The 23,934-nt window shown below is 70.5% G+C and carries 22 protein-coding genes and 1 other RNA gene; 12 read left to right on the top strand and 11 right to left on the bottom strand.

All coding sequences use genetic code 11. The features are described 5' to 3' along the window. Positions 1 to 223 precede the first annotated feature (223 nt). The 7 genes from pnp (at position 224) to purB (ending at position 9,453) form a co-directional block, all read left to right on the top strand. Positions 224 to 2,407: a polyribonucleotide nucleotidyltransferase gene (gene pnp / locus F0U63_RS37790; protein ID WP_395837872.1), complete on the top strand. Its 2,184-nt coding sequence runs from the start codon at positions 224 to 226 to the stop codon at positions 2,405 to 2,407. A gap of 170 nt (positions 2,408 to 2,577) precedes the next feature. After that, the gene (locus F0U63_RS37785) at positions 2,578 to 3,312 is read left to right on the top strand and encodes a hypothetical protein (RefSeq protein ID WP_395837870.1); all 735 of its coding nucleotides are present in this window, start codon (positions 2,578 to 2,580) and stop codon (positions 3,310 to 3,312) included. Between the two features lie 15 nt (positions 3,313 to 3,327). Continuing rightward, entirely contained in the window at positions 3,328 to 4,359 is a 1,032-nt protein-coding gene (locus tag F0U63_RS37780) for a M23 family metallopeptidase (RefSeq protein WP_395837868.1), read from the top strand. A gap of 77 nt (positions 4,360 to 4,436) precedes the next feature. Further along, the gene (gene dut, locus F0U63_RS37775; RefSeq protein ID WP_395837866.1) at positions 4,437 to 4,892 is read left to right on the top strand and encodes a dUTP diphosphatase; all 456 of its coding nucleotides are present in this window, start codon (positions 4,437 to 4,439) and stop codon (positions 4,890 to 4,892) included. A gap of 111 nt (positions 4,893 to 5,003) precedes the next feature. Next, a complete protein-coding gene (locus F0U63_RS37770) occupies positions 5,004 to 7,196 on the top strand; it encodes an SUMF1/EgtB/PvdO family nonheme iron enzyme (RefSeq protein WP_395837864.1) in 2,193 nt (730 codons plus the stop codon). Then, the gene (locus F0U63_RS37765) at positions 7,196 to 8,143 is read left to right on the top strand and encodes an ABC transporter substrate-binding protein (protein ID WP_395837862.1); all 948 of its coding nucleotides are present in this window, start codon (positions 7,196 to 7,198) and stop codon (positions 8,141 to 8,143) included. Before F0U63_RS37770 ends, F0U63_RS37765 begins: the two co-directional genes overlap by 1 nt. After that, entirely contained in the window at positions 8,140 to 9,453 is a 1,314-nt protein-coding gene (purB, locus tag F0U63_RS37760; RefSeq protein ID WP_395837860.1) for an adenylosuccinate lyase, read from the top strand. Before F0U63_RS37765 ends, purB begins: the two co-directional genes overlap by 4 nt. A gap of 24 nt (positions 9,454 to 9,477) precedes the next feature. On the opposite strand, the gene F0U63_RS37755 is transcribed toward purB, so the two are convergent. Both F0U63_RS37755 and F0U63_RS37750 read right to left on the bottom strand, forming a co-directional pair. Then, entirely contained in the window at positions 9,478 to 10,437 is a 960-nt protein-coding gene (locus F0U63_RS37755) for a phosphoribosylaminoimidazolesuccinocarboxamide synthase (RefSeq protein WP_395837858.1), read from the bottom strand. Between the two features lie 51 nt (positions 10,438 to 10,488). Then, a complete protein-coding gene (locus F0U63_RS37750; RefSeq protein WP_020917944.1) occupies positions 10,489 to 11,004 on the bottom strand; it encodes a hypothetical protein in 516 nt (171 codons plus the stop codon). Between the two features lie 124 nt (positions 11,005 to 11,128). Between F0U63_RS37750 and F0U63_RS37745 the strand changes: the two genes are divergently transcribed. Beyond that, a complete protein-coding gene (locus tag F0U63_RS37745; RefSeq protein ID WP_395837856.1) occupies positions 11,129 to 11,914 on the top strand; it encodes an RNA methyltransferase in 786 nt (261 codons plus the stop codon). On the opposite strand, the gene F0U63_RS37740 is transcribed toward F0U63_RS37745, so the two are convergent. From F0U63_RS37740 to F0U63_RS37730, 3 genes are all read right to left on the bottom strand, one after another. Continuing rightward, the gene (locus F0U63_RS37740; RefSeq protein ID WP_395837854.1) at positions 11,911 to 12,174 is read right to left on the bottom strand and encodes a vegetative protein; all 264 of its coding nucleotides are present in this window, start codon (positions 12,172 to 12,174) and stop codon (positions 11,911 to 11,913) included. The two genes, F0U63_RS37745 and F0U63_RS37740, sit on opposite strands and share 4 nt — an antisense overlap. Positions 12,175 to 12,292: 118 nt before the next feature. After that, a complete protein-coding gene (locus tag F0U63_RS37735) occupies positions 12,293 to 13,474 on the bottom strand; it encodes a S1C family serine protease (RefSeq protein ID WP_395837852.1) in 1,182 nt (393 codons plus the stop codon). 87 nt (positions 13,475 to 13,561) lie between these two features. Then, positions 13,562 to 13,900 (bottom strand): hypothetical protein, encoded by a 339-nt coding sequence (locus F0U63_RS37730; protein WP_395837850.1) that lies wholly within the window; start codon positions 13,898 to 13,900, stop codon positions 13,562 to 13,564. 113 nt (positions 13,901 to 14,013) lie between these two features. Here F0U63_RS37730 and F0U63_RS37725 point away from each other — a divergent pair, with 113 nt between their 5' ends. Further along, positions 14,014 to 15,087: a CFI-box-CTERM domain-containing protein gene (locus F0U63_RS37725; RefSeq protein WP_395837848.1), complete on the top strand. Its 1,074-nt coding sequence runs from the start codon at positions 14,014 to 14,016 to the stop codon at positions 15,085 to 15,087. Continuing rightward, positions 15,084 to 15,674 carry a TlpA family protein disulfide reductase gene (locus F0U63_RS37720; RefSeq protein ID WP_395837846.1) on the top strand — a complete coding sequence of 197 codons (591 nt, stop codon included), beginning with the start codon at positions 15,084 to 15,086 and terminating at the stop codon, positions 15,672 to 15,674. The genes F0U63_RS37725 and F0U63_RS37720 overlap by 4 nt, the downstream gene beginning before the upstream one ends. Positions 15,675 to 15,705: 31 nt before the next feature. On the opposite strand, the gene F0U63_RS37715 is transcribed toward F0U63_RS37720, so the two are convergent. The 3 genes from F0U63_RS37715 to F0U63_RS37705 are packed head-to-tail and all read right to left on the bottom strand — an operon-like array spanning position 15,706 to position 17,035. Beyond that, positions 15,706 to 16,125, bottom strand: a complete 420-nt coding sequence (locus F0U63_RS37715) for a hypothetical protein (RefSeq protein WP_395837844.1) — start codon at positions 16,123 to 16,125, stop codon at positions 15,706 to 15,708. A gap of 11 nt (positions 16,126 to 16,136) precedes the next feature. After that, on the bottom strand, positions 16,137 to 16,577 hold the full coding sequence (locus tag F0U63_RS37710) for a hypothetical protein (RefSeq protein ID WP_395837842.1): 441 nt from the start codon (positions 16,575 to 16,577) through the stop codon (positions 16,137 to 16,139). A 23-nt stretch (positions 16,578 to 16,600) separates the two neighbouring features. Further along, positions 16,601 to 17,035: a hypothetical protein gene (locus F0U63_RS37705; RefSeq protein WP_155893306.1), complete on the bottom strand. Its 435-nt coding sequence runs from the start codon at positions 17,033 to 17,035 to the stop codon at positions 16,601 to 16,603. A gap of 694 nt (positions 17,036 to 17,729) precedes the next feature. On the opposite strand from F0U63_RS37705, the gene F0U63_RS37700 reads away from it, so the two are divergent. Beyond that, complete coding sequence (locus F0U63_RS37700) at positions 17,730 to 18,191, top strand: hypothetical protein (protein WP_395837840.1); 462 nt, start codon at positions 17,730 to 17,732, stop codon at positions 18,189 to 18,191. Between the two features lie 12 nt (positions 18,192 to 18,203). Here F0U63_RS37700 and F0U63_RS37695 read toward each other — a convergent pair whose 3' ends face one another. The 3 genes from F0U63_RS37695 to F0U63_RS37685 form a co-directional block, all read right to left on the bottom strand. Next, positions 18,204 to 20,135, bottom strand: coding sequence for an OmpA family protein (locus F0U63_RS37695; protein WP_395848486.1), 1,932 nt, complete (start codon positions 20,133 to 20,135; stop codon positions 18,204 to 18,206). Positions 20,136 to 20,285: 150 nt separating this feature from the next. Beyond that, positions 20,286 to 21,902, bottom strand: a complete 1,617-nt coding sequence (locus tag F0U63_RS37690; RefSeq protein WP_395837838.1) for a M16 family metallopeptidase — start codon at positions 21,900 to 21,902, stop codon at positions 20,286 to 20,288. Continuing rightward, on the bottom strand, positions 21,902 to 23,260 hold the full coding sequence (locus F0U63_RS37685; RefSeq protein ID WP_395837836.1) for a M16 family metallopeptidase: 1,359 nt from the start codon (positions 23,258 to 23,260) through the stop codon (positions 21,902 to 21,904). The genes F0U63_RS37690 and F0U63_RS37685 overlap by 1 nt, the downstream gene beginning before the upstream one ends. Positions 23,261 to 23,467: 207 nt before the next feature. Between F0U63_RS37685 and ssrA the strand changes: the two genes are divergently transcribed. Continuing rightward, positions 23,468 to 23,832: a transfer-messenger RNA gene (gene ssrA, locus F0U63_RS37680) on the top strand. Positions 23,833 to 23,934 lie beyond the last annotated feature (102 nt).

The raw sequence follows: 23,934 nt of genomic DNA, 5'->3' as shown, positions 1-23,934 counted from the left end.
CGCGCGAGCAGGGATCAAAACTCCGGCGTATCCCTCCGGCGCTTCCGAAGGCGCCCCACCGCAGTACACAGTCGCGGTTGCCTGTCTGTGCCTGGTTCCAGGCCTGGCGACCGCATCCACCCCACCGGCCTCACAGCGAGGTGCGTGGTCTCCGGTCTTCTTCGCGAGGACGGGGCGCGCGCGGCTCGGGGGGCCACCAGACAGTCACAAGGCAAGACGGACTATGCACCTGAAGAAGAGCGTCAAGATTGGCGAGGCCGAGCTGAGCATCGAGACGGGCCACCTGGCCAAGCAGGCCGATGGCGCCGTGGTGGTTCGCTATGGCGACACCATGCTGCTCGTCACCGCGGTGAGCGCGCGTGAGAAGAAGGACGTGGACTTCCTCCCGCTCACGGTGGAGTTCCAGGAGAAGCTGTACGCGGCCGGCCGCATCCCCGGCAGCTACTTCAAGCGCGAGGGGCGCCTCACGGAGAAGGAGACGCTGGCCAGCCGCATCGTCGACCGCTCCATGCGTCCGCTCTTCCCCGAGGGCTACGCCTACGAGACCCAGGTCATCGCGAGCGTCATCTCCTCGGACCCCGAGCACGAGGCGGACGTGCACGGCATCACCGGCGCCTCCGCGGCGCTGTGGGTGTCGGACATCCCCTTCAACGGCCCCATCGCCGGCATCCGCGTGGGCCGCGTGGGCGGCAAGCTCGTGGCCAACCCCACCGCCAAGCAGCGTGAGCAGTCGGACATGGACATCGTCCTGGCCGTCAGCCGCGAGGCCATCGTCATGGTGGAGGGTGGCGCCGAGGAGGTGAGTGAGGCGGACATGGTGGCCGCGCTCGAGTTCGGCAAGCAGTCCGCCCAGCCCGCCCTGGATCTCCAGGACGAGCTGCGCCGCACGCTCAACAAGACCGAGCGCTCTTACGAGCGCATCCCCGCGGTGGCCGAGGACCTCAAGGCCAAGGTGCGCGCGCTGGCCTGGGACGGCATCGTCCAGGGCTACACCATCAAGGAGAAGCACGCGCGCTACGACGCGCTCTCCAAGGCCAAGAAGGAGGCCGTGGCGAAGCTCAAGGAGTCGCTCGCCGAGGCCTACACCCCGCTGGTGGAGAAGCACGCCAAGCAGGTGGTGGAGGACCTGAAGTACGAGCACATGCGCACGCTCACCGTGGACGGCGGCCGCATCGGTGGCCGTGGCCACGCCGAGGTGCGCAACATCTCCTGTGAGGTGAGCGTGCTCCCGCGCACCCACGGCAGTGCGCTCTTCACCCGTGGCGAGACGCAGGCGCTCGTCGTCACCACGCTGGGCACCACCGAGGACGAGCAGCGCCTGGAGCTGCTCAACGGCCAGTCCTTCAAGAAGTTCATGCTGCACTACAACTTCCCGCCCTTCAGCGTGAACGAGACCAAGCCCCTGCGCGGCCCCGGCCGTCGCGAGGTCGGCCATGGCGCCCTGGCCGAGCGCGCCCTGCGCAACATGATGCCCGCGAGCGATCGCTTCCCGTACACCATCCGCCTCGTGTCGGAGATCCTCGAGTCCAACGGCTCGTCCTCCATGGCCTCCGTGTGCGGCGGCACCCTGGCGCTCATGGACGCGGGCGTGCCCATCAAGGCGCCCGTGGCCGGCATCGCCATGGGTCTGGTGAAGGAGGGCGACAAGGTCGCCATTCTCTCGGACATCCTCGGTGACGAGGACCACCTGGGCGACATGGACTTCAAGGTGTGCGGCACCGCCCAGGGCATCACTTCCATCCAGATGGACATCAAGATCACCGGCCTCACCACGGAGATCATGAGCCGCGCGCTGGAGCAGGCGCGTCAGGGCCGTCTGCACATCCTCGGCGAGATGCTCAAGACGATGGCCGAGCCGCGCAAGGAGATCAGCTCCTTCGCGCCGCGCATCACCACGCTGCAGATCCGCCCCGAGTTCATCAAGAACGTCATCGGGCCGGGCGGCAAGGTCATCAAGGACATCATCGCCCGCACCGGCACCGTCATCAACATCGACGACTCGGGCCGCGTGGACATCGCCAGCTCCAACGTGGACTCGGTCAAGTCGGCCATCGCGATGATCCAGGCGCTCACGCGCGAGGCGGAGATCGGCAAGATCTACACGGGCACCGTGCGCAAGATCGCCGAGTTCGGCGCTTTCGTGGAGCTGTTCCCCGGCACCGACGGCCTCATCCACATCTCCGAGCTGTCCGACAAGCGCGTCAAGAGCGTCTCGGACATCCTCAAGGAGGGTGACGAGGTGCTCGTGAAGGTCGTGAGCATCGACAAGACGGGCAAGATCCGCCTGTCGCGCAAGGAGGCCATGGCCGAGCGCGCCGCCGCCCAGCAGGGCAGCGTCCCCGCCGCCGCGCCCGTCGAGGCCACCGCCTCCACCACCGAGGCCACCCAGCCCGGCGCCAAGGCCTGAGCTGATGTGACTCCTCCGCCCCGCGTCCCGCGTGGGGCGGCGTGAGGTGACAGACGCCCTCTCTCCGCTCCGGCGGGGGAGGGCGTCTTGCTTTGCGGGCGCCGTGGGTGGGACAAACCTTTCGGCGGGGCTGGTGCGTTGATGCGTGGGCCCCTCGTCCGGAGCGTCCCGTGTCCCAGGTCTCGTTGACCGCGTTCTCGCGCTTCCTCGGCCTCTTCCGGTGGGCCTTCATGCCGCTGGGCTTGCTGGCGCTCATCGCCGTGGGCGTCCACGCCGCGGCGGACACGCTCGATGATCGGCTGCTGACCCTGGTGGATGCGTTCGACGCCGCGTTCGACCAGCTCGTCAGCCGCCATCCCCTCACCGAGCCCCTCGTGGACCTGCTCTCGCTGGAGCGCCGCACGTTGCTCGCGCGCGTCCTCGCCCTCGTCTGGGAGCTCTCCGCGGACGCCGTGCTCGCGCTGCCCGCGCTCGGCTACCGCGAGGGGCCTCCCGCCTCGACGGGGGACTCGTGGCGCGGGGTGCTCCGGCGCTGCCTGCGCGCCCCCACCACCCTGCGGTGGTGCCGTCCCCTGGCCACCGCGCTCGTCGCCGTGGCCGGCGCCTGCGTCGTGGCGCGGCTCGTCCAGGGGACCGTGTACCTCTCGTGGCGCGAGCTGCTGGGGGAGCCGGTGGCGGATGGGGTGGCCCGCGTTCTCGCGCTCGCGGCGCTCGGAGGGCTCCTGTGGCGGTTGGGCGCGCGCGCGGTGCTCCGCAACCTCCAGCACGCCGACGCGGCCTCCCAGGAACATGCGCGGGGCTTCCTGCGCGCCCTCTCCCACGGGCTGCCCGGCTCCCTGGTGGTGGTGCCCCTGGCGCTCGCCGCCGCCCTGGATGCCACGTCCCTGCACTCCTTCCTGCGCTGAGGAGCGGCCCCGCCCATGTTCTCGCGCCCCACCCGAGGCCTGCTCGACTTCTCCCTGGCCGTCCTCTGTCTGTGGACCGCCTGGCACCACACGCCCGCGGGCGCCCTGGTCCGGCGCGGCACGGCCTGGGCTCTCGGCCGCTCGAGCACCGCCCGGCCCCTGCTCTCCTACTACGAGGGCACGGGAGGCTCCGTGGTGCCCGGGTTCCCTCCCGGCTCCCCGGCGGGTTCCCTCCCACCCCTCGTGTCGCTGGTCTCCAGGGCGCCTCCGCTCGCCCAGGGCACCTTCCTCGCGTTCAAGGGCCTTCCCGCCGAGGCCCGCGCGCCCGTCCACGCGCTCGCGGGTGAGCTGGGGCTGGCTCCCGCCGCGCTGCTGGATGAAGCCCGGGGCCCCGAGGCCGCACGGCGCTTGCTCGAGGCCCTGGCCCCGGAGTTTCCCGAGGAGGAGGTTCGGCTCGCCGCCCTCTTCGCGGGCCCCATCCCCACCCGCTATGCGCTCGCTCGCGTGACGGCCGAGGGCGGAGCGCCGAGCCTGGAACACCTCGCCCGGCACTGGCCCTCGGGCCTCGAGGCGGCCACGGGGGCCGCGGCCCAGGCGCTCGCGCTCGCCACGGCGTTCGGGCTCGCGTGGCCCGTGCCCGAGCACACCCCGATCTCCAGTCCCTTCGGCTACCGCCTCCACCCCGTGCTGGGCACGCGCAAGCTGCACACGGGGGTGGACCTCGTCGTGCGCGAGGGCTCCGAGGTGCTCGCGGTGGCCGAGGGCAGGGTGCGCCGCGCGAGCGAGGACGCCGTGAATGGCCGCGTGCTCATCATCGACCATGGACGCGGGGTGACGACGGCCTACTGCCACAACTCGGAGCTGCTGGTGCGTCCGGGTGAGCGGGTGGCGCGTGGTGCGCTCGTCGCCCGCTCGGGCAACACCGGACGCTCCACCGGGCCGCACCTGCACTACCAGCTCGCCCTGTCCTCCCAGCCGGTGGATCCCCTGCGCTTCCGCACCCGCTCCCGGCCACCGCCGCTCGCGGGGACGGCGGGCGAGCCCTGACGGCGCTTGCGCGCAAGTTCTCGTGCGCTCCGCTCCTGGAACTCGCTTGCTTCGAGGAGCGTGTTACAGCGTCGGCGATGACCTCGCCCATCACCGTGCGGGTTCGCCGGGTGCGGACCCATCCGGAGCCCCTGCCCCTGCCTCGCTACGAGACGGCGCTCGCCGCCGGAATGGACCTGCGCGCGGACATCGAGGGCGAGTTGACGCTCGGGCCGCTCGAGCGGGCGGCCATCCCCACCGGCCTGGCCATGGCGCTGCCCCCGGGGTTCGAGGCGCAGCTGCGGCCCCGCTCGGGACTCGCGCTGCGTCATGGCCTCACCCTGTTGAACTCGCCTGGCACGGTGGACGCGGACTACCGGGGGGAGGTGCAGGTGGTGCTGGTGAACCTCTCCTCGCACCCCTTCACCGTGAAGCGGGGCGAGCGCATCGCGCAGCTCGTGGTGGCGCCCGTGTCACGGGCCTCTCTCGTGGAATGGGAAGTCCTGGACTCCACCGAGCGCGGCGAAGGCGGCTTCGGCTCCACGGGCCGCTGACAGCGGCGTTCCTTGCTCCCCCTTGTCGCGGCGCGGTAAGAGATCTCCGGGTAAAACCGGGAGGACCCCCTCTCCCCACTTGCCCTCCACCTCCCCCGGAGTTCAACCGTTTTGCTCTGTCAACGCTGCGGCAGCCCTGTCCCCGACAACAGCGCGTCCTGCACCACCTGTGGGCTGAAGCTCGCGGGGGCCTCGGCGGGAGCGGCTCCGCGTCGTCGCACGGCGACGGTGGAAGCCCCCTACAAGCCCGGTGACACCTTCGCCCGGCGCTACGCCATCCGCGAGGTGATCGGCCCGGGCCCGGTGGGCCATGTGTTCCGCGCGCAGGACCTGGAGATGGACGTCGAGGTCGCGCTCAAGATCATCAACCCCCGCCTGGTGCAGATGCAGGAGGAGCGCACCCAGTTCTCGCTGGCGCTGCGCGCGGGCAAGAAGCTCACCCATCCGCACCACATGCGCGTCTACGAGGAGGGCGAGGATCGCAACCGGCCCTTCTTCACCACGCAGCTCCTGGAGGAGGGCACGACGCTGCGGCGGAAGATCGAGCAGCGCGTGTCCCAGGGGCAGCGCTTCTCGCTCAAGGAGGTGGAGGCGCTGCTGGTGCAGCTCGTCGAGGCGCTGGACAGCGCCCACCGCTACGGGCCGCACTCGGACCTCAAGCCGGAGAACATCTTCCTGCTGCCAGACCTGCTCAAGGTGACGGACTACGGTCTGGCGCTGGGCATCCCGCGCCTGCCCTACATCCAGGCGCAGAAGGCGTGGAAGGTGGGGTGCTACCTGGCGCCCGAGTACTTCGAGGGCGGGGAGCTGGACACGCGCATGGATCTCTATGCGCTGGGCATCATCGTGGGCGAGATGCTCACGGGGCAGACCCCCGAGGAGGGCGAGGTGTCCGAGCTGCTCGCCTACGAGGCGGATCTGCCCTCGGGCATCGAGGCCCTCTACCGGCGCGCCACCAACGCCAACCCGCTCGCGCGCCCGAAGTCCGCGGGCGAGTTCCTCTCCGACTTCACCGCGGCGCTCTCCTCGCGTCCGAGGCCGGCGGCGGTGCGGCCCGCAGCGCAGGGCCCGGGCCGCTCCAAGGCCCGGCAACAGGTGCCCTTCAGCCTCACCGCCGAGCTGGCCACGGCGGCCCCGCGCCCCAACTCGCTGCCCCCGCCCGTTCCCACCTCGGAGCTGCCCACGCTCGGGGCGCCCACCGTGCAGGTGCCGACCGTCGGCCACGGCCCTCCTTCCGACGCCGACGAGGATGACACGGCGGTGGACGAGGCGCCGAAGCCGACGCAGGAGTCCCCCATCTCGGAGCGCACCACGCTCGAGCTTCCCCAGGTGGCGGTGACCGAGGAGATCGCCCCGCCGGATGCCACCCAGAAGCTCGATTCCGAGGCCCTCGCGGCGATCATGGACACGGCCCAGTCGCCCACCCAGAGTCCGGCTCCGGCCCCGAAGGCCCGCGCGCAGCGCGCCGAGCCCAAGCCTCCGGCGAAGGCCGCCGCCCCGTCGAGCCGGGCCGCCACGCGCACGGATCCCATGCTTCCCGCGGCCCGCCCCTCGCTGCTGTCGCGGCTGTGGATGCCGCTGCTGGCGGCGGGCGGACTGGGGTTGGGCGCGATGGCGGGCTACGGCCTGTTGAAGTGGCGCCAGTCGTCCCAGGCTCCCGCGGCGCCGGTGGCGGGGGCGCCCTCCGTCGCGGCTCCCCGGGAAGACGCCACGGGCGCGGAGCCGCTGCTGCCCGCGAGCGGGTGTCCGAAGGGGATGCGCCGGGTGAGCGGAGGCACCTTCAAGATGGGCAAGGAGACGGCCGAGGAGGGCACCGCCGCCGAGCCGCTGCTCATGCCCCGGCAGGTGGCGACCTTCTGCATCGACGAGTTCGAGTTCCCCAACCAGGCGGGGGCCGTTCCCCGGGTGGACGTGACGTGGGAGGAGGCACGGGCCGAGTGCGGCAAGCTCGGCAAGCGCCTGTGCTCCGAGGACGAGTGGGAGAAGGCCTGCAAGGGGCCGGGCAGTCTGCGCTACCCCTATGGCGCCACCTTCGATGCCAAGGGGTGCAACACCCAGGGCAACGCCGGGGAGCCGGCCGCTTCGGGGTCGTTCGCCCGCTGCCGCTCGGGGTATGGGGTGGCGGACATGTCGGGCAACGTGGCGGAGTGGACCTCGTCGTCCATGGGAGGCGCCGATCGGGTGCACAAGGGCGGGGCGTTCGATCGCCAGCAGCCCTCGGTGCGCTGCTCGGCGCGGATGAGCGCGGAACCCGACTCGGGCTCCGCGTCGGTGGGGTTTCGCTGTTGCAAGGGGGAGCCGTGATGAGCCGGTGGGCGGTGGTGCTGTGGTGGGCGTGGTGGGTGCCTTGGGTGGCCGTCGCCGCGGAGCCGGCGCGTCCCCGGGTGGTGGTGGTGAAGTCCGCGGCGCTCGCGCCCTACGCCTCGGTGGTGGCGGGCTTCGGCGCCGAGGTGCGCGCCGAGGCGGTGGAGGTGACGCTGGAGGAGAGTGCCCAGGCGGCCTCGCGGGCCTTCCAGCGCATCGCGGCGCAGAAGCCGGCGCTGGTGCTGGCCATCGGCCCGCTGGCGGCCAACACCGCGCGCCGCTCGCTGGGCAAGGACGTGCCCGTGCTCTTCGCCATGGTGCCCTACTACGAGAAGTACGGCCTGGAGGGGCCCAACCTCACCGGCATCGCGCTCACCAGCGACTTCCAGCCCGAGCTGTCCGCCCTCAAGGCCGCGTCTCCCACGGTGAAGCGGGTGGGCATCCTGCATGACGCGCGCTTCTCCTCCGGCAGTGTGGCGGCGGCGCGCATCGCCGCGGAGCCGCTCGGCCTGTCCATCGTGCCCCTGGACACGGATGGCGAGTCCAAGGTGGAGAAGGTGCTCGCCGGTGCCAAGGACAGGGTGGACGCCCTGCTCATGGTGGCCGACAAGACGGTGGGCAACGCCTCCGTCGTGCAGCAGCTCATCGCCTTCGCCACCGCCCAGCGCCTGCCGCTGGTGGGCCTCACCCCGAGCCAGGTGCGCGAGGGCGCCACGCTGGCGCTCTCGCCCAGTCCCATCGCCATCGGCCAGCAGGCGGGGCGGCTCGCCAACCGCATCATTCACGAGAAGGTCGACCCCGGAGCGCTCGCCGTGGCACAACCCGAGGGACTGGACTTGGCCATCAACCTCTCCGCCGCCGGCAAGGTGCAGGGCTCCAAGAACGTGGTGCTGGACCTGCTGCGCTTCGCCGCCAGGAGAGACTTCCCCGTGAGGGTTTTCGAGTGATTCCCCGCTATAGCCGCAAGGAGATGTCTTCCCTCTGGACCGACGTGGCCCGTCTGCGCCGCTGGCGCGACGTGGAGCTCGCCGCGCTGGAGGGCATGGTGCAGGGTGGCATCGCGCCGCGCGAGGCGCTGGAGGACTGTCTGGCCCGCGCTGGTGACTTCACCGAGGCGGATGCCGCGCGCATCGAGGAGATCGAGCGCACCACCAAGCACGACGTCATCGCGTTCCTCACCTTCATGGAGGAGCGCATCGGGCCGAGCGCGCGCTGGCTGCACCTGGGGATGACGTCCTCGGACGTGTTGGACACGGCGCTGGGCATGTCGCTGCGCGACGCGGCCAACCTCATCCTCCAGGGGGTGGAGCGGGCCATGGCCGCGGTGGAGAAGCGCGCCTTCGAGCACGCGCGCACGGTGATGATGGGTCGCAGCCACGGCATCCACGCCGAGCCCATCACCTTCGGGCACAAGCTGGCCATCTGGTACGACGAGCTGCGCCGCGCGAGGACGCGCATCGAGCGGGCCCGGGACGTGGTCTCCGTGGGAATGATTTCGGGCGCGGTGGGCACGTTCGCGCACCTGCCCCCGTCGGTGGAGGTGTTCGCCTGCCAGAAGCTGGGCCTCACGCCCGCGCCGGCCTCCAGTCAGATCATCCAGCGCGACAGGCACGCCGAGTACTTCTCCGCGCTGGCGCTCCTGGGCTCGAGCCTGGAGAAGTTCGCGGTGGAGATCCGCCACCTGCAGCGCACCGAGGTGGGCGAGGCCGAGGAGCACTTCACCGCGGGCCAGAAGGGCTCGAGCGCGATGCCGCACAAGCGCAACCCCATCCTCTCGGAGAACCTGTCGGGGCTGGCGCGGCTGCTGCGCGGCTATGCGCTGAGCGCGCTGGAGGACGTGGCGCTCTGGCACGAGCGCGACATCTCCCACTCGTCGGTGGAGCGGGTGATCGCCCCGGATGCCACCATCGTGGCGGACTTCATGCTGCACCGCTTCTCCGGGCTGATGGAGAACCTGCGCGTCTATCCGGAGCGGATGCAGAAGAACCTGGAGCAGCTCGGCGGGGTGGTGAACTCCCAGCGCATCCTCCTGGAGCTGGCGCGCAAGGGCATGGACCGCCAGGCCGCCTACGTCATCGTCCAGCGCAACGCCATGCGCATGTTCGAGCAGGGCGTGCCCTTCCGTCAGGCGCTGCTGCAGGACAAGGACTTGCTCGCGGTGATGACGCCGGCGGAGATCGAGGACTGCTTCTCGGCCGGCTACCACCTCAAGCACGTGGACGACATCTTCCAGCGCGTGTTCGGGCGCCGCGCGTGAAGCGGGCGCGGCGGCCCGGGGGGCTCACTTCAGGTAGCCGCGCGCCTTGAGGTTCTTCTCGATGCGCGCGTGCACGTCGCCCGGCTCCAGCGCGAGCGGCGTGCCGGTGAGCTGCGCGTAGGCCGCGAGGTACTTCTCCGCGAGCGACACGCGCACGTCGTCCGGAATGGCGGGCGGGGTGCCGTGGCCCTGGAAGCCGCGCTCGCGGATGAGCCACTGGCGGATGTTCTCCTTGTCCAGCATCCGCTGGTCCTCGCCCTTGGCGAAGCGCGCCTCGTATTCGTCGGCCACCCAGTAGCGGCTCGAGTCCGGGGTGTGGATTTCATCGATGACGTACAGGTCATCGCCCACCTTGCCGAACTCGTACTTGGTGTCCACGAGGATGAGGCCGCGCGAGCGCGCCCACTTCTGGCCCTCGAGGAACAGCCCGCGCGCCGCCTCGGTGATGCGCGCCCAGTCCCGCGCGCTCACCAGGCCCCGCGCGAGGATCTCCTTCTCGGAGATGGGCTCGTCGTGCTGGCCGTACTGCGCCTTGGTGGAGGGCGTGAAGATGGGCTCGGGGAAGGCCTCGTCCTTGCGCATGCCTTCCGGGAAGGCCACCCCGTAGGCGGTGTGCGTGCCCTTCTGCACGTCGCGCCACAGGCTGCCGGTGAGGTAGCCGCGCACCACGACTTCCACCGCGAAGGGCTGGCAGGCGCGCGCGACGATGACGTTCGGATCCGGCATGTCCAGCACGTGGTTGGGCACGATGTGGCGCGTGCGCTCGAACCAGAAGTGGGCCAGCCGGTTGAGCACCTCGCCCTTGAAGGGGATGGTGGTCAGCACATGGTCGAACGCGGACAGACGATCCGAGGTGACCAGGACGAGCCGGTCCCCCTGGCGGTAGGTGTCACGCACCTTGCCCTGGTAGTGCTCGCCGAGCGAAGGCAGGTGGACGCGCCCGAGCGTCTGGGTGAGCTGGGCGTGGAGTGCGGAGGTAGTCACGAGAGAAGCGCCTCGGCCCCGGGAAATGGGGCACAGAAAGAGGCGCGGACTCTACTGGACCGCGCCCGGCAGGGAAGCGGGACCGTACGCCGCCGCCATGTACAGGAACGCGGGGTTGATGCGCAGGATGCCGTCCACGTAGGCGGCCGCGTAGGGCGCGCTCGAGGCCCGATCCACCTGCACCACGCCCGTGGGATTCACCTTCCAGTGGGCCAGCAGCGTGCGCGCCACCAGCTCGGCGGCCTCGCGCTCGGACAGACCCTGGAAACTCTCGCGGCGATCCTCCTGCCAGCGCTCGCCCGTCCGCCCATCGAAGTTCAACTGCAGGGGCGCCCCCGCGTCGGGTGCCTGCAACAGATCCGTGCGCCCCTCGATGCCCGGGGCCGCCACCAGCTCCCCGTTCAGGGTGATGGGGAAGAGCATGGAGGACTGCGCGGCCTGGCCCGCCTCCAGTTGCGAGAGGCGTGCCACCTCGCGGTACAGCTCCAGGCGGGTGGAGGGGCTCTCGAACTCCAACAGCTCGGGCGAGCCGGTGAGGGCCTGCCGGGCACCTGGAGAAGCGCGCACGGGGGCACTCCCGACGCCACAACCCGTCAGGACCACGAGAGAGAGGAGCAGGCCAGCGACCCAGCGACGCATCGTGGGGGAATATACCGATGCGGGTCTGACACGGAAAGCTAAACTCGGGGGCATGCTCCCGGCAGCGAACTTGACGGTTGTGCTCCACCAGACGCGATCACCCGAGAACATGGGAGCCGTGGCCCGGGTGATGGCCAACTTCGGCTTCTCGCGGCTCATCCTGTCGGATCCCGCCACCTACTCCTTCCGGGGCGCCGAGCGGCTCGCGGTGAAGGGCGGGGCGGTGCTGGAGGGCATGGCCGTGGCACAAAACCTGCCCGAGGCCCTCAAGGACTGCGTGTACGCGGTTGGCACCACGTCTCGCACCCAGATCGAGGGCCGCGTGGCCCTCACCCCGGAGGAGGCGGCGGCGCGGCTGGCGGAGCAGAGCCGGCGGGGGAGGGTGGCGCTGGTGCTGGGAGGGGAGCAGCGGGGGCTGTCCAACGAGGAGCTGGCGTTCTGCTCGGACTTCCTCGTCATTCCCACCAGCGAGGTGCAGCCCTCGATGAACCTGGCGCAGGCGGCGGCGGTGCTGCTCTACCTGTGCTCGCGTGAGGGCCGGGGCGCGCCCGAGCGGGCGGTGGAGCTGGGGCCGGAGTTCCAGGGGGCGCGCATGGGCACGGTGAGCGCGCTGGGCGAGCGGATGCGCGAGGTGTTGCTGCGCGCGCAATTCCTCAACCCGCAGGCGCCGGAGCACGTGCTGCGCGAGCTGGAGCGGAGTCTGTTGCGGGCGGAACTCACCCAGCGCGAGGCGGAGCTGTGGCTCACGGCCTTCAAGCACCTGGGGAGGATGATGGGCGGGGGCAAGGGCCCTTCCGAGCAGGAAGCGCCCTCGCGAGACCCGCGCCGGAACGCCTAGGCCGCGGCGGGCTTGTAGGTCTCGGCGTAGTGCTTGGCGCACAGGCCGGCCTTCTCGGTCTTCGTGCGGCACTCCGCCTTGGAGCAGGTGCGGTAGCGCGAGTGGGGCAGCTCGCCCTGGCGCCACTTCTTGAAGTGGAAGAAGCAGTAGCTCTTGGCGCGGTAGGGGCGCTTGCAGCCCTCGACGGTGCAGGCCTTCTTGCCCCCGCCCTTGGCCGTGCGCGGCCAGTTCTTCAGGGTGGTCTTCTGTGCTTCAGGCATGACAGCTCCTCAATGCAACGCAGCGAAAATCGTGCGGAAAGGAGCCTCGTGTAGCGCTGGCCGCCGCGGAACGCAAGGAGGCAGGCGGGGACGCGGGCGCCCCCCTCCGCCTTCCGGCTCAGGGCGAGCCCGCCTTCTTGCCCGCCTGCCCGGAGCCCCCCGTCCCCTCGTTCTCCGCGGGCCGGACGTGCTTGGACGGCGCCGAGAGGACGGCCGTGGCGGGCACCGTCTCGCCTGGCTGCTCCTCCAGCCGCACCTTCATCTTCAGGGGCTGCTCCCCCCGGCGCACGCGCAGCATCACCCGGCCGCCCACGCCCCGGGCCGCCACCTGCCAGCGCAGGTTGTGGGCCCGCTCCACGTGCAGCGTGTCCAGGCCCTCGATGACGTCACCCACCTGCAGGCCGGCGCGCGCGGCGGGGCCTCCATCCGCCACCTCCGACACCACCACGCCCCGGGGGTGCCCCAACCCATAGGCCTCGATGACGTCCGGGGTGCAGTCCTGCACGGACACGCCCATCCAGCCCCGGCGCACCCGTCCGTACTTCTGCAGGTGCGGCAGCACCGCCTTGGCGATGTCCACGGGGATGGCGAAGCCGATGCCCTGGCCCGCCACGTTCACCGCGTTGGCGATCGCCACCACCTCCCCATTCAGGTCCAACACCGGCCCTCCCGAGTTGCCCGGGTTGATGGAGGCATCCACCTGCATGTAGTCGAAGTCACCGTCCCGCCCGTTGGGCGTCACGTCCGTGCGGCCCTTGGCGCTCACCACGCCCGCCGTCACCGAGTGCGTCAGTCCGAACGGGTTGCCAATCACCATCACCCAGTCGCCCACCTCCACCCGCGAGGCCGACGACAGCTTGAGCACGGGCAGCTTGCGCGGGGCGTGGATCCTCAAGAGCGCCGAGTCCGTGCGCGTGTCCTCGCCCACGAGCTCCGCCGGGTACTCCTCCGCGTAGCCCGCCGGTGACAGCACGGAGACGCTGATGTCCTGCGCGCCCTCGATGACGTGCGCGCTGGTGAGGATGAAGCCGTCGGGGTGGATGATGAGGCCCGAGCCGATGCCCTTCTGCGTCTCTCCCTCGGAGCCGGGCGTGGGGTTGGGCTGGCGCGTGGTGATGGAGACCACCGCGGGCATGGCCGCTCGCGCCACCTGACTGAGTGCCGAGCGTTGCTCCCGCACCGCGCGTTGCTTGGCTTCCACCCACAGCCTGCCCGCTTGTGCGCTAGGGCTCGCCCAGGCCGGCGCGCTCAACAACACGGCCAGCGTGATCCCCGTCCACCACCGTAGACCCGCCATCATCCCCGCCTCTCCCCAGACCGCCTTCTGACAACCTAGGGTGGGCGGCAGCGGAGCGGAAGCGGGCCCCTCCCGCCCTGGTCCGGGGAACTACTTCTTCTGGGCGATGATGCGATCAATCGCCGCGCGATCCTCGTGGGTGATGCGCTCGCGCGGTCCCGCCGCGGGGGCCGGAGCCGGCGCCGGCGCCGGGGCCTTCACGGCCGCTGGGGCCGCCTGCCTGGTCGTCCGCTTCACCGCGTCCTCGGCGTCGTCGAGCGCGTCCCGCAGGCTGTTCGTCACCCGCTCCACCCGGCTCGGCTGCACCTGGCGCTTCCACTCGCGCTGCACGTACTCCACCGGCGTGCGGCCGTTGAAGTCCACCGTGGCCAGGAAGACCCCGAGTCCCACCGCGCAAGCCGTCCACACCAGGAACTTCAGCACACCCATGGTTCACACCCTCCTACCCAGTCGTACATCGGAGCAGGCCAGAGGGCCAGTTTCCGGCGGGAGGTGGGGAAGGGCGCTGACAGAGGTCGGGGCTCCTTCTAATGTGCGCGGCCTTGCAGCCCGAAGAGTTCTTCCAGGCCGCCCGCAAGCGGGCGGAGTCCATGTCCCTTCCGCGAGCGCACGACGCGCGTGAGCCGTTGCGCGCCCAGGCGTTGGAGTTGTTCGCCCGGATTCCGGAGCCCCCCGTGTACCACCGGGCGGAGGATCCGGCGCGCAAGGCGGCCGAGGCGCTGCTGCCGGAGCTGGAGCAGGTGTTGGCGCTGGGGCTGGCGGTGCGGCGCGACGCGGGGCCGGCGGAGGCCACGGATCGGCTCGTCGAGGCGCTGCGGGCGCACGGGGAAGCGCTGTGTCATACGGTGGCGGGACGGCTCTCCCAGGCGGAGGAGGCGTGGCGGCGCGCGGTGGAGCTGGAGCGCGTGGCGCACCCCACGCGCTCGCTCGGCACCCGGGAGCAGGCGGTGGGGCCGGTGTATGACCGGAGCACGGGGGCGTCGCGCTACGATCCCCGCGTGGAGCCCGTGGCGCAGGTGTGGCTGGCCTGCCCCAACATGGGCTGCAAGCGCATCAACGAGTACGGGTACGTGCCGGGGCCCGGCATCCACGCGTATGTGTGTTCCGCCTGCCAGGTGCCCTTCCGGGCCTACTTCGGCGAGCTGCGCTCGGTGGAGATCGAAACGAAGCCCAGCTCCAAGCGTTTCCTGTTCACGGTGGACGAGGTGCGGGGCGCGGGCAGCTCGCGCATCGAGTTCGAGGAGGCCAGTGGCGAGCAGTTCCCGTCGACGCGGGGAGACCTGCTGGTCTTCCTGTACACCGAGGCGCGCGAGCTCAAGGCGGTGATGAACCAGACGAACAAGCGGCTGATGTGGATTTCGCCGGCCAGTTCGTGCTTCGTGGTGACGGCGGCGTTCGGTGAGGGCGCGCCGGAGTTGGTGACGTTCCGGGCGTTCCGGGACGAGGTGCTGCGCCGCCATGCGTGGGGGCGCGGGTTCATTCGCGTCTACTACCGGCATGGGCCGGGGCTGGCGCGTTGGGTGGTGGGCCGGCCGCGGGTGAGGCGCGAGGTGCGGCGGGTGCTCACGCAGGTTCATCGGGTGTTGTCGAAGACGACGAGGGAGTCACGCACGTGACGGAGCCGCAGACTGGGGACGCCGGGCAGCAGCCGCAGCAGCAGCCGCCGCCGGCGCGCCATGGGTGGAGCAAGGTGTTGTTGGTGGTGACGGGGCTATTGGGGCTGGCGGGACTGTCGTACCTGGGCGTGAGCGAGGCGCTGCGGGCACGGCTCGCGGCCGACGGCACCGCGGCCCCGGCGATGAAGCTGCAGAAGTACGACAACGGGACGATGTCGCTGGCGGACTTCCAGGGCAAGGTGGTGATGCTGGACTTCTGGGCGACGTGGTGCGCGCCGTGCCAGGCGGAGATGCCGTCGCTGATCAAGCTCGCCAAGGAGTACGAGGACAAGGGGCTCGTGTTCGTGGCGGCGAGCCGGGACGAGATGCCGGACGCGCCGCTGTTCGTGCAGGAGTTCGTGCAGAGCCGCATGCCGGAGCTGGCGCCGTACGTGGTGTTCGCGCCGGACGAGCTGGCGGCGATCTTCCAGGTGACGGCCCTGCCGACGCTCTACCTGCTGGACCGCAAGGGGCAGGTGGTGGACTCGCAGCGCGGCATGCTGTCGGAGGCGGCGCTGCGCCAGCGGATCGAGCGGGCCCTCAAGTAGGGACCGCCGTGCGCCGCGGGGCGCCTGGGCCTCAGCGCGACGCGCCGGGGGCCGCCGCCCCGCGCTGGAGCTTCACCACCTCGGCGCTCAGCGTGACGCTCGTGGGCAGGGGGATGAAGAAGAAGAGGACGCCCAGCGCCTTGGTCACCGGCAGGTACTGCGTCTGGTGGAAGCGCACGTTGATGGCGCCATCTCCTCCCATGCGCCGCACCTGGGGGATGAGCGCCTGATGGAAGCCCGCCTCGAGGTCGGTGCCCACCACGTCCGCGAAGCCGAAGAGCAGCACCCCCGAGCGCGTGACCTGCACGAGGCCGAGCGACTCATGGGGCTCGGAGAGATCGCCCGCCGTCACGAAGATGTCCTGGCCGTCGCGGCTGGAGGGAACGGAGGCGGTGTTGACGACGGTGCACCCGGTGAGCGCCAGGAGCGCGAGCACGGTGAGAAGTCGCATCGGAGGGGGTCTCACGGGGAGGGGAGGAACTGGATGACTTCACCGGTGACGATCACATTGCGGTCCCGGGTCTTCACTCCCCCCTGGCCGCTCAACCCGTTGGTGATGGACTCGGACAGGTCCGAGGCGCGCTCCACGTCGGTGGGCGGGTTCAAATCCTCGAACTCGATGTGGATGACGCCATCGCCGCCCATCTTCAGCACCGCGTCCGCGAGCGCGCCCTGGATGGTCTGGTCGATGGCGGCGTTTCCCACGTCCGCGAGCCCCGCCACGGTGACGCCGTAGCCGGTGACCTGGGCGAAGCCGAGGGTGCGGAAGGGCCAGGGCGAGCCCCCCGTGCTGAGATACAGGCCGCGCCCGGTGTGGGGTGGGCGGTCCGACAGCCTCGAGCCGCGCGACACGGCGTTGCAGCCCGCGCACAGCAGCAAGCAGAAGAAGAGGAGAAGTCTCACCGGAGCTCCTGGCGGTTGGGGGGTCAGCGCGACGGGCTGTTCGGAGGAGGCGGCGGAAGACCCTCGGGGTCGAGCCGCACCACTTCGCCGCTGAAGGTGACCTGGGAGGGCAGGGGGATGAAGAAGAGCAGGGCGAAGAGCAGGCGCGTGGGCAGCGCGTACTGCGTCTGATGGAAGCGCACGTTCATGATGCCGTCGCCGCCCATGCGCCGCACTTCGGGCAGCAGGGTGTCCCTCAATCCGTCCTCGAGGCTGGTGCCCGCGGGATCCGCGAAGCCGAAGAGCAGCACGCCCTTGCGAGTGGCCTGCACCAGCCCGAGGCTCTGGTAGGGAACCTGGACATCGGAGGTGGTGACGAAGACGTCGCGCGTGTCCCGGGAAGAGGGCAGCGACGCCACGTTCACCGTCGTGCAACCAGTCAGCCCCACCGACAAGAGGAGCCCGAGTGTCCTGCGCATGCGATTCCGCCCCCAATCACGAAGAGGGCCGAGCATGAGACACGAGCGGGGTCCGGGGCAATGTCCCCGTTCTCCGCGTGCGCACCTCGGCCGTGAGCGCGAAGCGCGCGCCGTGGTGCGTTCCCGGTTTCAGCATGTCGCGTTTCAAGGGGTGCACCGGCCCTCGCGGCTGAACTCACCAGCGAGGACCGGCTCCAACCTTCCCCATCCCCTACTCCCCGAGCCGTATCCGCGAGCGGTCACTCCCACTCGCTACCTACGTCCGTCCCCGACCCGCCCAACCCCGTACTGCTCCGTACTACCCCGACCCGCCCAACCCCGTACTGCTCCGTACTACCCCGACCCGCCCGACCCCGTACTGCCCGACCCGCCCGACCCCGTACTGCTCCGTACTACCCCGACCCGCCCGACCCCGTACTGCCCCGACCCGCCCGACCCCGTGCTGCCCCGACCCGCCCGACCCCGTACCGCCCCGTGCTGCCCATCCACCGGACCCACATCGTCCGCGAGGATGGCTTTAGCATCAGTCGTGCCGAACCCCCTCGATCCGAGCCTCCACTGTGAATTCAAGGAGATACGTGCGCGGGTGGCTCTTGCGTGGAGGACGCCGCCGTCCCGAACCGGAAAAATGTGCTGTGGGATGGATGCGAGCCCGCACTCTTGGGAGGGCGGAGTGTGTGGCACGCTACCCTCCATGAACCGCTTTGCTCTGACGCTGTGCCTGCTCCTGGGCTGTGTCGCCGCCTGCTCGCGCCAACTGGAGTCGCAGGCGCTCGGGCTCCAGTACGAGCCTCCTTCCGGCATGGCCCTGCGCTCCGAGCAACCAGGTCCTCCGGCCGTGGCCTGGTTCGAGGGCGGGCTGGAAGTGCGCTCGGTGCCGGGACCCGCGCCCAAGCTGGACGCGGAACCAGAAGCGGTGCTGGGGGCCGCGGGCGTCCCGGTGCCGGGCCGACGGCTCAACGCCACCCAGGGAACGCTCCCCGCGGGTCCCGTGGCCCGCTACGAGTTCCAGCAGGGCACTTCCCGCACGCTCGTCTACCTGCTGCCGCGCGAGGATCGTTTCGTGCTCGTCCTCTACACGGCCGCCGAGCGGGACTACGGCCCGGGTTCAGCGCGCGTCGAGCGCTCGCTCTCCACGCTCAAGCCCACGCGCTGAACCGGACCGACCTCAGGGCTTGTCGGCACTGGCCTTGGGGGCGGCCTCGGGTTTGGCCTTGGGGGCCGGCTTGGTGGCGGCCTCGGGCTTCGGCTTGGTAGCCGCCTCGGGCCTGGCCTTGGCCTCCGGCTTGGGGGTCGGCTTGGTGGCGGCCTCGGGCCTGGCCTTGGTCGCCGCCTCGGACTTCACCTTGGTGGCCGTCTCGGGTTTTGCCTTGGTGTCCGCCTTGGTGTCGCCCTCGGGCTTCGCCTTGGTGTCGCCCTCGGGCTTCTTGTCCTGGGGGACGATGCGCGGGGCCGTTTCCACCTCGGACTTGATGAGGCGGAACTCGACGCGGCGGTTCTTCGCGCGTCCGAGCGGAGTGCCGTTGGTGGCGATGGGCTGGGACTCGCCGAAGCCCTTGGCGCGCAGGCGATGGGCCTCGATCTCCTTGGAGATGAGGTAGTCCATGACGGACTGGGCGCGGCGCTGGGACAGGCTCAGGTTGAGGGTGTCCGAGCCCACGTTGTCGGTGTGCCCTTCGATGAGCACGGGTCCGAGCGACGGATTGCGATCGAGCACCGTGGCCACCTCGTCGAGCAGCTTGAGGGATTGCTTCTGGATGGTGGCCGAGCCGGTCTCGAAGAGGATGTTGCCCTTGATGCGGATGCGATCCGACTCGACGATGACGAAGGGCGGGTTGTCGATGGGGCAGCCATCGTTCTCGGGGGGGCCGGACTGGTCGGGGCACTTGTCCACGTTGTCGGGCACCTCGTCCCCGTCGGTGTCCGGGCAGCCGTCGTAGCCCGGAGGGCCGGGCTTGTTGGGGCACTGGTCCAGGCCATCCGGCACGCCGTCATTGTCCGAGTCCAGGCAGCTGTCCGGACCGTTGGGGCACGAGTCCTGGCCGTCGGTGATGCCGTCTCCGTCGTTGTCGGGCTCCGGGCAGCCGTCGTCGTCCTGATAGCCATCCACGTCCTCGCCCTCGGTGGGGCACTTGTCGCGCGAGTCGGGAACGCCGTCGCCATCGGAGTCGAGGAACGCCTGGTCGTAGCGCACGGAGAGCAGCACGCGCAGGTCCTCGCGGCCGTAGCCGCTGCCGAGCGTCACGCCACGGCCCACGTCGAGCTCCAGCCCCCAGGGGCCGTGGATGCGGGTGCGCGCGCCGACGAGCACGCCCCAGGGCGTCTTGAGGGAGGCGGCCTGGTGGAAGTTGAAGGGGGCGGACATGGGCGTGGCCAGGTGCATCTCGGCGAGTCCCTGCACGTTCGTGAGGGGGCCCACGTCCGGCAGGTCCACGATGGCGCCCGCGCCGAACGTCACCTCGTTGCCCACGTAGAGGTTGAGGTACTGGGCGGGCCGGGGACGCAGGCGCACGCCCACGTTGCCGAGCACCCGCACCGGGCCGAAGGCGCGCTCCACCGCGAGCCTCGGGGCCACGAGCACGCCGCGCTCGCCGAGGAAGCTCTGCCCGTCACCGGTGGGCAGCCGCACCTCGGCGGACAGGGCGAGGCCCACGGGAAACTCGTTGGGCAGCAGCAGGAAGGCGCGCGGTTGCAGCCGGATGTCGCCGAGCCCCCAGCGCCTCACGCCCGCGGCGCCCGGGTACTCTGGCGCGTTGAGCGCGTCGCGCAGCAACTGGAAGTTGTCGCCCTGCACGAGGGTGAAGGGCAGGTCCGCGCCGATCTCCAGCCGGCGGTGCAACTGCCAGGCGAAGAGCGCGTGGGCATCGAGCCGGTAGGGCAGCAGGTTGCCCAGCTTCTCCTCGCCCAGCTTCAGGCCGAGCACCCCGTGGGTGTAGTCGAAGAGGAGGGCGGCCCGGTAGCTCTGGGCGGTCTCCGGGGTGGCGCCCTCGAGCGCGATGCCGCTGTTCTGCGCGGGCGTCGCCTTCAGGGGGACTGCGTCGAAGCCCCGCACGAAGGGATCCTCCGCGCGTGCCGGGATACCGGCCACCAGGAGGATCATCACGGCGAGTCGGATGGCTGTGCTTCGCAAGGACCGCTCCGGGGTGGAGGCCCGGAAATTCGGGCCTTGGAACCCGTCCGGCTCTTACCACCGCCTCCCCAGGGGGTGAAGAAAACCCCCCGGGGCACGGCCCTTCGTGTCCGCCAGACGTTATTTTTCCATGAAGGCGTCCGCGGGGACGACCTGGATGGCATCGGGGCGGATGGGCAGGGGCCGCGCGCCAATGGCCTTGTCCTGCTCCAGCAGCTCGGGGCTCTTGGGCGAGGCGTAGGTGATGGGCGAGGGGGCCTGCTCCTTCAACTGCTTCACGAGGCCCTCGGCGTCCTGGGTGACGAAGGCGAAGTTGAGGGCCTCGGGACGCACGTGGCGGCGCACGGCGGCGTGCACGGACTCGGGCGTCATCTTGGCGAGCGCGGCGCGGTACTGCTCCAGGTAGTCCGGCGTGCCGAGGAAGAGCGCGTCGATGGCGTAGCCCAGGCGGCGTTGGTCTGTCTGCTCCCACAGGCGCGTGTAGCCCAGGAGGAAGCTGCGGCTGCGCTCGAACTTCTCCGCGGGGATGGGCTGGGTCACCAGCTGATCGAGGAAGTAGAGCGTGCCCCGGGTGGCGAACATCGCGTTGACGGGCACCACGGGGCGGATCCACAGGGTGAGATCCTGCTGGGTGCGCGCGATGTTGGTGCGGTTGTACGTGGAGCCGGGCTCCTCGATGAAGTGCTCGGCGTAGGCGTAGTCGCCGTAGTTGAGGCCCCGCTTCTCGCGCAGCTCGTTGAAGAGCACGCCACCCAGCTGGCGGTGCTCTCCGAGGTACGACAGGGCGAAGGCCACGGGGAAGAAGTCCGGATCCCCCCGGCGCAGCGGGGTGACGTAGCCCAGGGAGACGGCCGTGGAGAGGGTGGGCTTCTGCACGACGAGAGCGCGGCCCGCGGTGGTGGGCACGGCGGGCAGCTCCACGCGTGGCGCCCCGGTGGCGGGGAGCGCGGACAGCCGCGAGACGACGGTGCGCTGGAGCTGCTCATCCACCGGACCCGCGAGCCCGATGACGAGCCGGTCCTGGGTGAAGACGCGCGCGGCGTGGGCCTTCACGTCCTCCAGGGTGATGGCCTCGAGGCCCTTCTCGGTGCCGCCCACGAAGTGCGCGTAGGGGTGGCCCTCGTAGAGGAGCGAGTCGAGCGCCACCTTGCCCAGCGCCTCGTCGTTCTCGCTGCGCAGCCCGTTGCGCAGGTCGCTGAGGGCGAGCGAGCGCAGCCGCTCGAACTCCTGGGGATCGAAGCGGGGCTTGAGCAGCACGTCGGTGAACAGCTCGAGGAAGCGCGGCAGGAAGTCCTTGTGGACGCGGCCGGAGAAGACCGTGAACTCCTTGTCGGTGGAGGCGTCCAGCTCGGCCGCCATGGGGAAGAGGGCCGCGAGGAGCTGCGCGGAGGTGAGGCTCTGGGTGCCGCCCTCGGCCAGGAGCTGCGCGGTGAGGGCGCCAAGGCCCTCCTTGCCCTGGGGGTCATCCACCGAGCCCGAGCGGAAGACGAGCCGGAAGCTGACGATGGGGCTGTTCGGGTTCGCCTGGACGACGAGCCGCGCGGGCTCCGGCTGCTGAAGGGGCCGGGCGGGGACGGACGTGGGCGCGGGGGGCTCGGCGGGGGCGGGGGCCTGGGCCTCGGGCGGCGCGGGAGGCGGAGCCGCTTCGGGCGCGGGGGCGGTGTGGGACGCGGTGGCGCAGCCGCCGAGGTACAGCGCGGCGCCGAGGGCGAGGGAGCGGGAGAGGAGCGGACGCATCACTTCTGACCTCCGGCCTGCTTGGGGGTGAGGGAGAGCACGGTGCGATTGGCGGCGGGGAGGTAGCGGCGGGCGAAGGCGACGAGGTCGCCGGGCTTCACCTCGGAGATCTTCTGGGCATGGCGGGCGAGCGCGTCCGGCGAGCCGTAGATGCCGGCGTACCAGGAGAGCTGCTCGGCCACGTCCTTGGCGGTCTCCATGTTCATGAGCAGCCCGTAGCGGGTGCGGCTCTTGATGGCCTCGACGCGGGCGGCGTCCACCTTGCCGGTGACGAGCTCCTTCACCGCGGCGTTGAGGGCGGAGCGGACGGCGGCGCGGTTCGCCTCCTTCTGGAGGGTGGCGGAGACGCTGAAGAGGTAGGGATCCCGGTGGGGCGTGGAGCTGCTGTCCAGGTCCTGGGCGAGCTGCTTGTCCAGGACGAGCTCCTTGTAGAGCGGGCTGGTGGTGCCCACGAGGTAGGAGCCGAGGACGGCCTGGACGGCGGCGTCGGAGGTGTCGAGCCGCGCCGCCGGGGTGCGCCAGGAGTAGAGCAGCTGGGGCTGGGTGCTCTGGGGCCAGTCGATGTGGACGAAGCGCTCCTGCTTCTGGGGCGGCTCCTTGGGCACCTGGATGGAGGCGCTCTTGCGCTCCCAAGGGCCATAGTGCTTCTGCACGGCCGCCATCAGCGCGGCGTCATCGAAGTCCCCGACGATGACGAGCAGGGTGTTGTCGGGGGTGTACCAGCGCTCGAAGAAGGAGCGGCTGTAGGCATAGGCCTGGGGCATGGCCTTGATGTCGTCGTAATAGCCGAGCGTGGTGTGGCCGTAGGTGTGCTGGGTGAAGGCGGTGCGCGCGAGCTCCTCCTCGATCTTCAGCCAGGGCTGGGCGGCGTTCTTGTGGTACTCGCCCAGCACGGCGAGCGCCTCGGTCTGGAAGGAGGGCTCGGAGTACTCGAGGTGGCGGAAGCGATCGGCCTCGATCTCCACCAGCTTGAGCAGCCCGGCGGTGGGCCCGTACGAGTGATAGACGGTGATGTCGTCCGAGGTGAAGGCGTTGTCGTCGTAGCCGTAGGCGGCGATGACCTTCTCGCGTTCACCCTCGGGGAAGTTCTTCGTGCCCTTGAACATCATGTGCTCGAAGAAGTGGGCGAAGCCCGTGCGGCCCGGCTCCACCTCGTTGCGCGAGCCCACGCGCACCACCGTCTGGTAGGCGATGAGCCCGGGCGAGTTGAAGGGCACCCGGATGACCGTGAGCCCGTTGGGCAGGCGATCGACCTTCATGGGGTAGGGGAAGAAGGGGGAAGCGGGCTGCTCGGCGGCCGTGGCGGGGAGCGCCGCGCCCAGCAGGACGAGCAGAAGGGGAATGAGCCATCGATGCATGCAGGTCCTCATGTGGCTGAAGCACCCACGAGGTGGGTGCCCGCGAACTCCATAGCTCGGCTGCTATTCCCAAGGGGGAGCGAGCGGGAGCGGATGTTGGAGAATCAGCGGGGAGGGACGTCAGGAGGATTGACGTGGACCCGTCGGCGGTTAATGTAGGAGAAGCCGTGACGTGGTGAAGCAGTGAGTGAGCAGGACCCAAGAAACGGGGGCGACCTGGTTTCGACGGGGGCATGGAAGTTCGAGACGCGTGCCGAGCATGTTGGTCGCTCGTAAAAACGCCCAACACAGACACAAAAGCCAACGACAACGTTGAGCTCGCGCTGGCTGCCTAACTAGCAGTTTCCTAGTGCGCGGTCCCCTCGCTCTCGGCCCGTGGGGTGGGGTAGGACCGTCATAATGCGGGCTGGCCGTCGAGGGAGCCTGGGCTCTTGGCGGTGAGATCTTCCAGGACCGGCTCACAGGATTCCGTCCGTGGAAGCCTGTGGGACGTAGCAAAGCGCGGACTACGCACGTAGGGTCGAAGAGCGGAAGGCTTTCGGACGCGGGTTCGATTCCCGCCGCCTCCACAGAGTGAGATGCAGTGAGAGCCCCGGGCGCCATCAGGCGACCCGGGGTTTTCTTTTTCGGCCGAAGCCGCCAGTGGCAGCCGGGCAAGCTGGCCTCGCTCTCTT

Origin of the sequence: Cystobacter fuscus, from assembly GCF_044360685.1 — a bacterium.
Taxonomy (GTDB): Bacteria; Myxococcota; Myxococcia; order Myxococcales; family Myxococcaceae; genus Cystobacter; species Cystobacter fuscus_C.
The sequence above is the reverse complement of the archived record's forward strand: the minus strand, read 5'-3'. Positions and strand labels throughout refer to the sequence as shown.

What these genes read in the sequence shown, in the direction of transcription:
- F0U63_RS37735 (WP_395837852.1), bottom strand. Translation starts at nt 13,474, where the DNA reads ATGATGGCGGGTCTACGGTGGTGGACGGGGATCACGCTGGCCGTGTTG.
- F0U63_RS37685 (WP_395837836.1), bottom strand. Translation starts at nt 23,260, where the DNA reads ATGCATCGATGGCTCATTCCCCTTCTGCTCGTCCTGCTGGGCGCGGCG.
- F0U63_RS37690 (WP_395837838.1), bottom strand. Translation starts at nt 21,902, where the DNA reads ATGCGTCCGCTCCTCTCCCGCTCCCTCGCCCTCGGCGCCGCGCTGTAC.
- F0U63_RS37700 (WP_395837840.1), top strand. Translation starts at nt 17,730, where the DNA reads ATGAACCGCTTTGCTCTGACGCTGTGCCTGCTCCTGGGCTGTGTCGCC.
- F0U63_RS37745 (WP_395837856.1), top strand. Translation starts at nt 11,129, where the DNA reads ATGCTCCCGGCAGCGAACTTGACGGTTGTGCTCCACCAGACGCGATCA.
- F0U63_RS37705 (WP_155893306.1), bottom strand. Translation starts at nt 17,035, where the DNA reads ATGCGCAGGACACTCGGGCTCCTCTTGTCGGTGGGGCTGACTGGTTGC.
- F0U63_RS37765 (WP_395837862.1), top strand. Translation starts at nt 7,196, where the DNA reads ATGAGCCGGTGGGCGGTGGTGCTGTGGTGGGCGTGGTGGGTGCCTTGG.
- F0U63_RS37730 (WP_395837850.1), bottom strand. Translation starts at nt 13,900, where the DNA reads ATGGGTGTGCTGAAGTTCCTGGTGTGGACGGCTTGCGCGGTGGGACTC.
- F0U63_RS37715 (WP_395837844.1), bottom strand. Translation starts at nt 16,125, where the DNA reads ATGCGACTTCTCACCGTGCTCGCGCTCCTGGCGCTCACCGGGTGCACC.
- F0U63_RS37780 (WP_395837868.1), top strand. Translation starts at nt 3,328, where the DNA reads ATGTTCTCGCGCCCCACCCGAGGCCTGCTCGACTTCTCCCTGGCCGTC.
- F0U63_RS37695 (WP_395848486.1), bottom strand. Translation starts at nt 20,135, where the DNA reads ATGATCCTCCTGGTGGCCGGTATCCCGGCACGCGCGGAGGATCCCTTC.
- dut (WP_395837866.1), top strand. Translation starts at nt 4,437, where the DNA reads ATGACCTCGCCCATCACCGTGCGGGTTCGCCGGGTGCGGACCCATCCG.
- pnp (WP_395837872.1), top strand. Translation starts at nt 224, where the DNA reads ATGCACCTGAAGAAGAGCGTCAAGATTGGCGAGGCCGAGCTGAGCATC.
- F0U63_RS37740 (WP_395837854.1), bottom strand. Translation starts at nt 12,174, where the DNA reads ATGCCTGAAGCACAGAAGACCACCCTGAAGAACTGGCCGCGCACGGCC.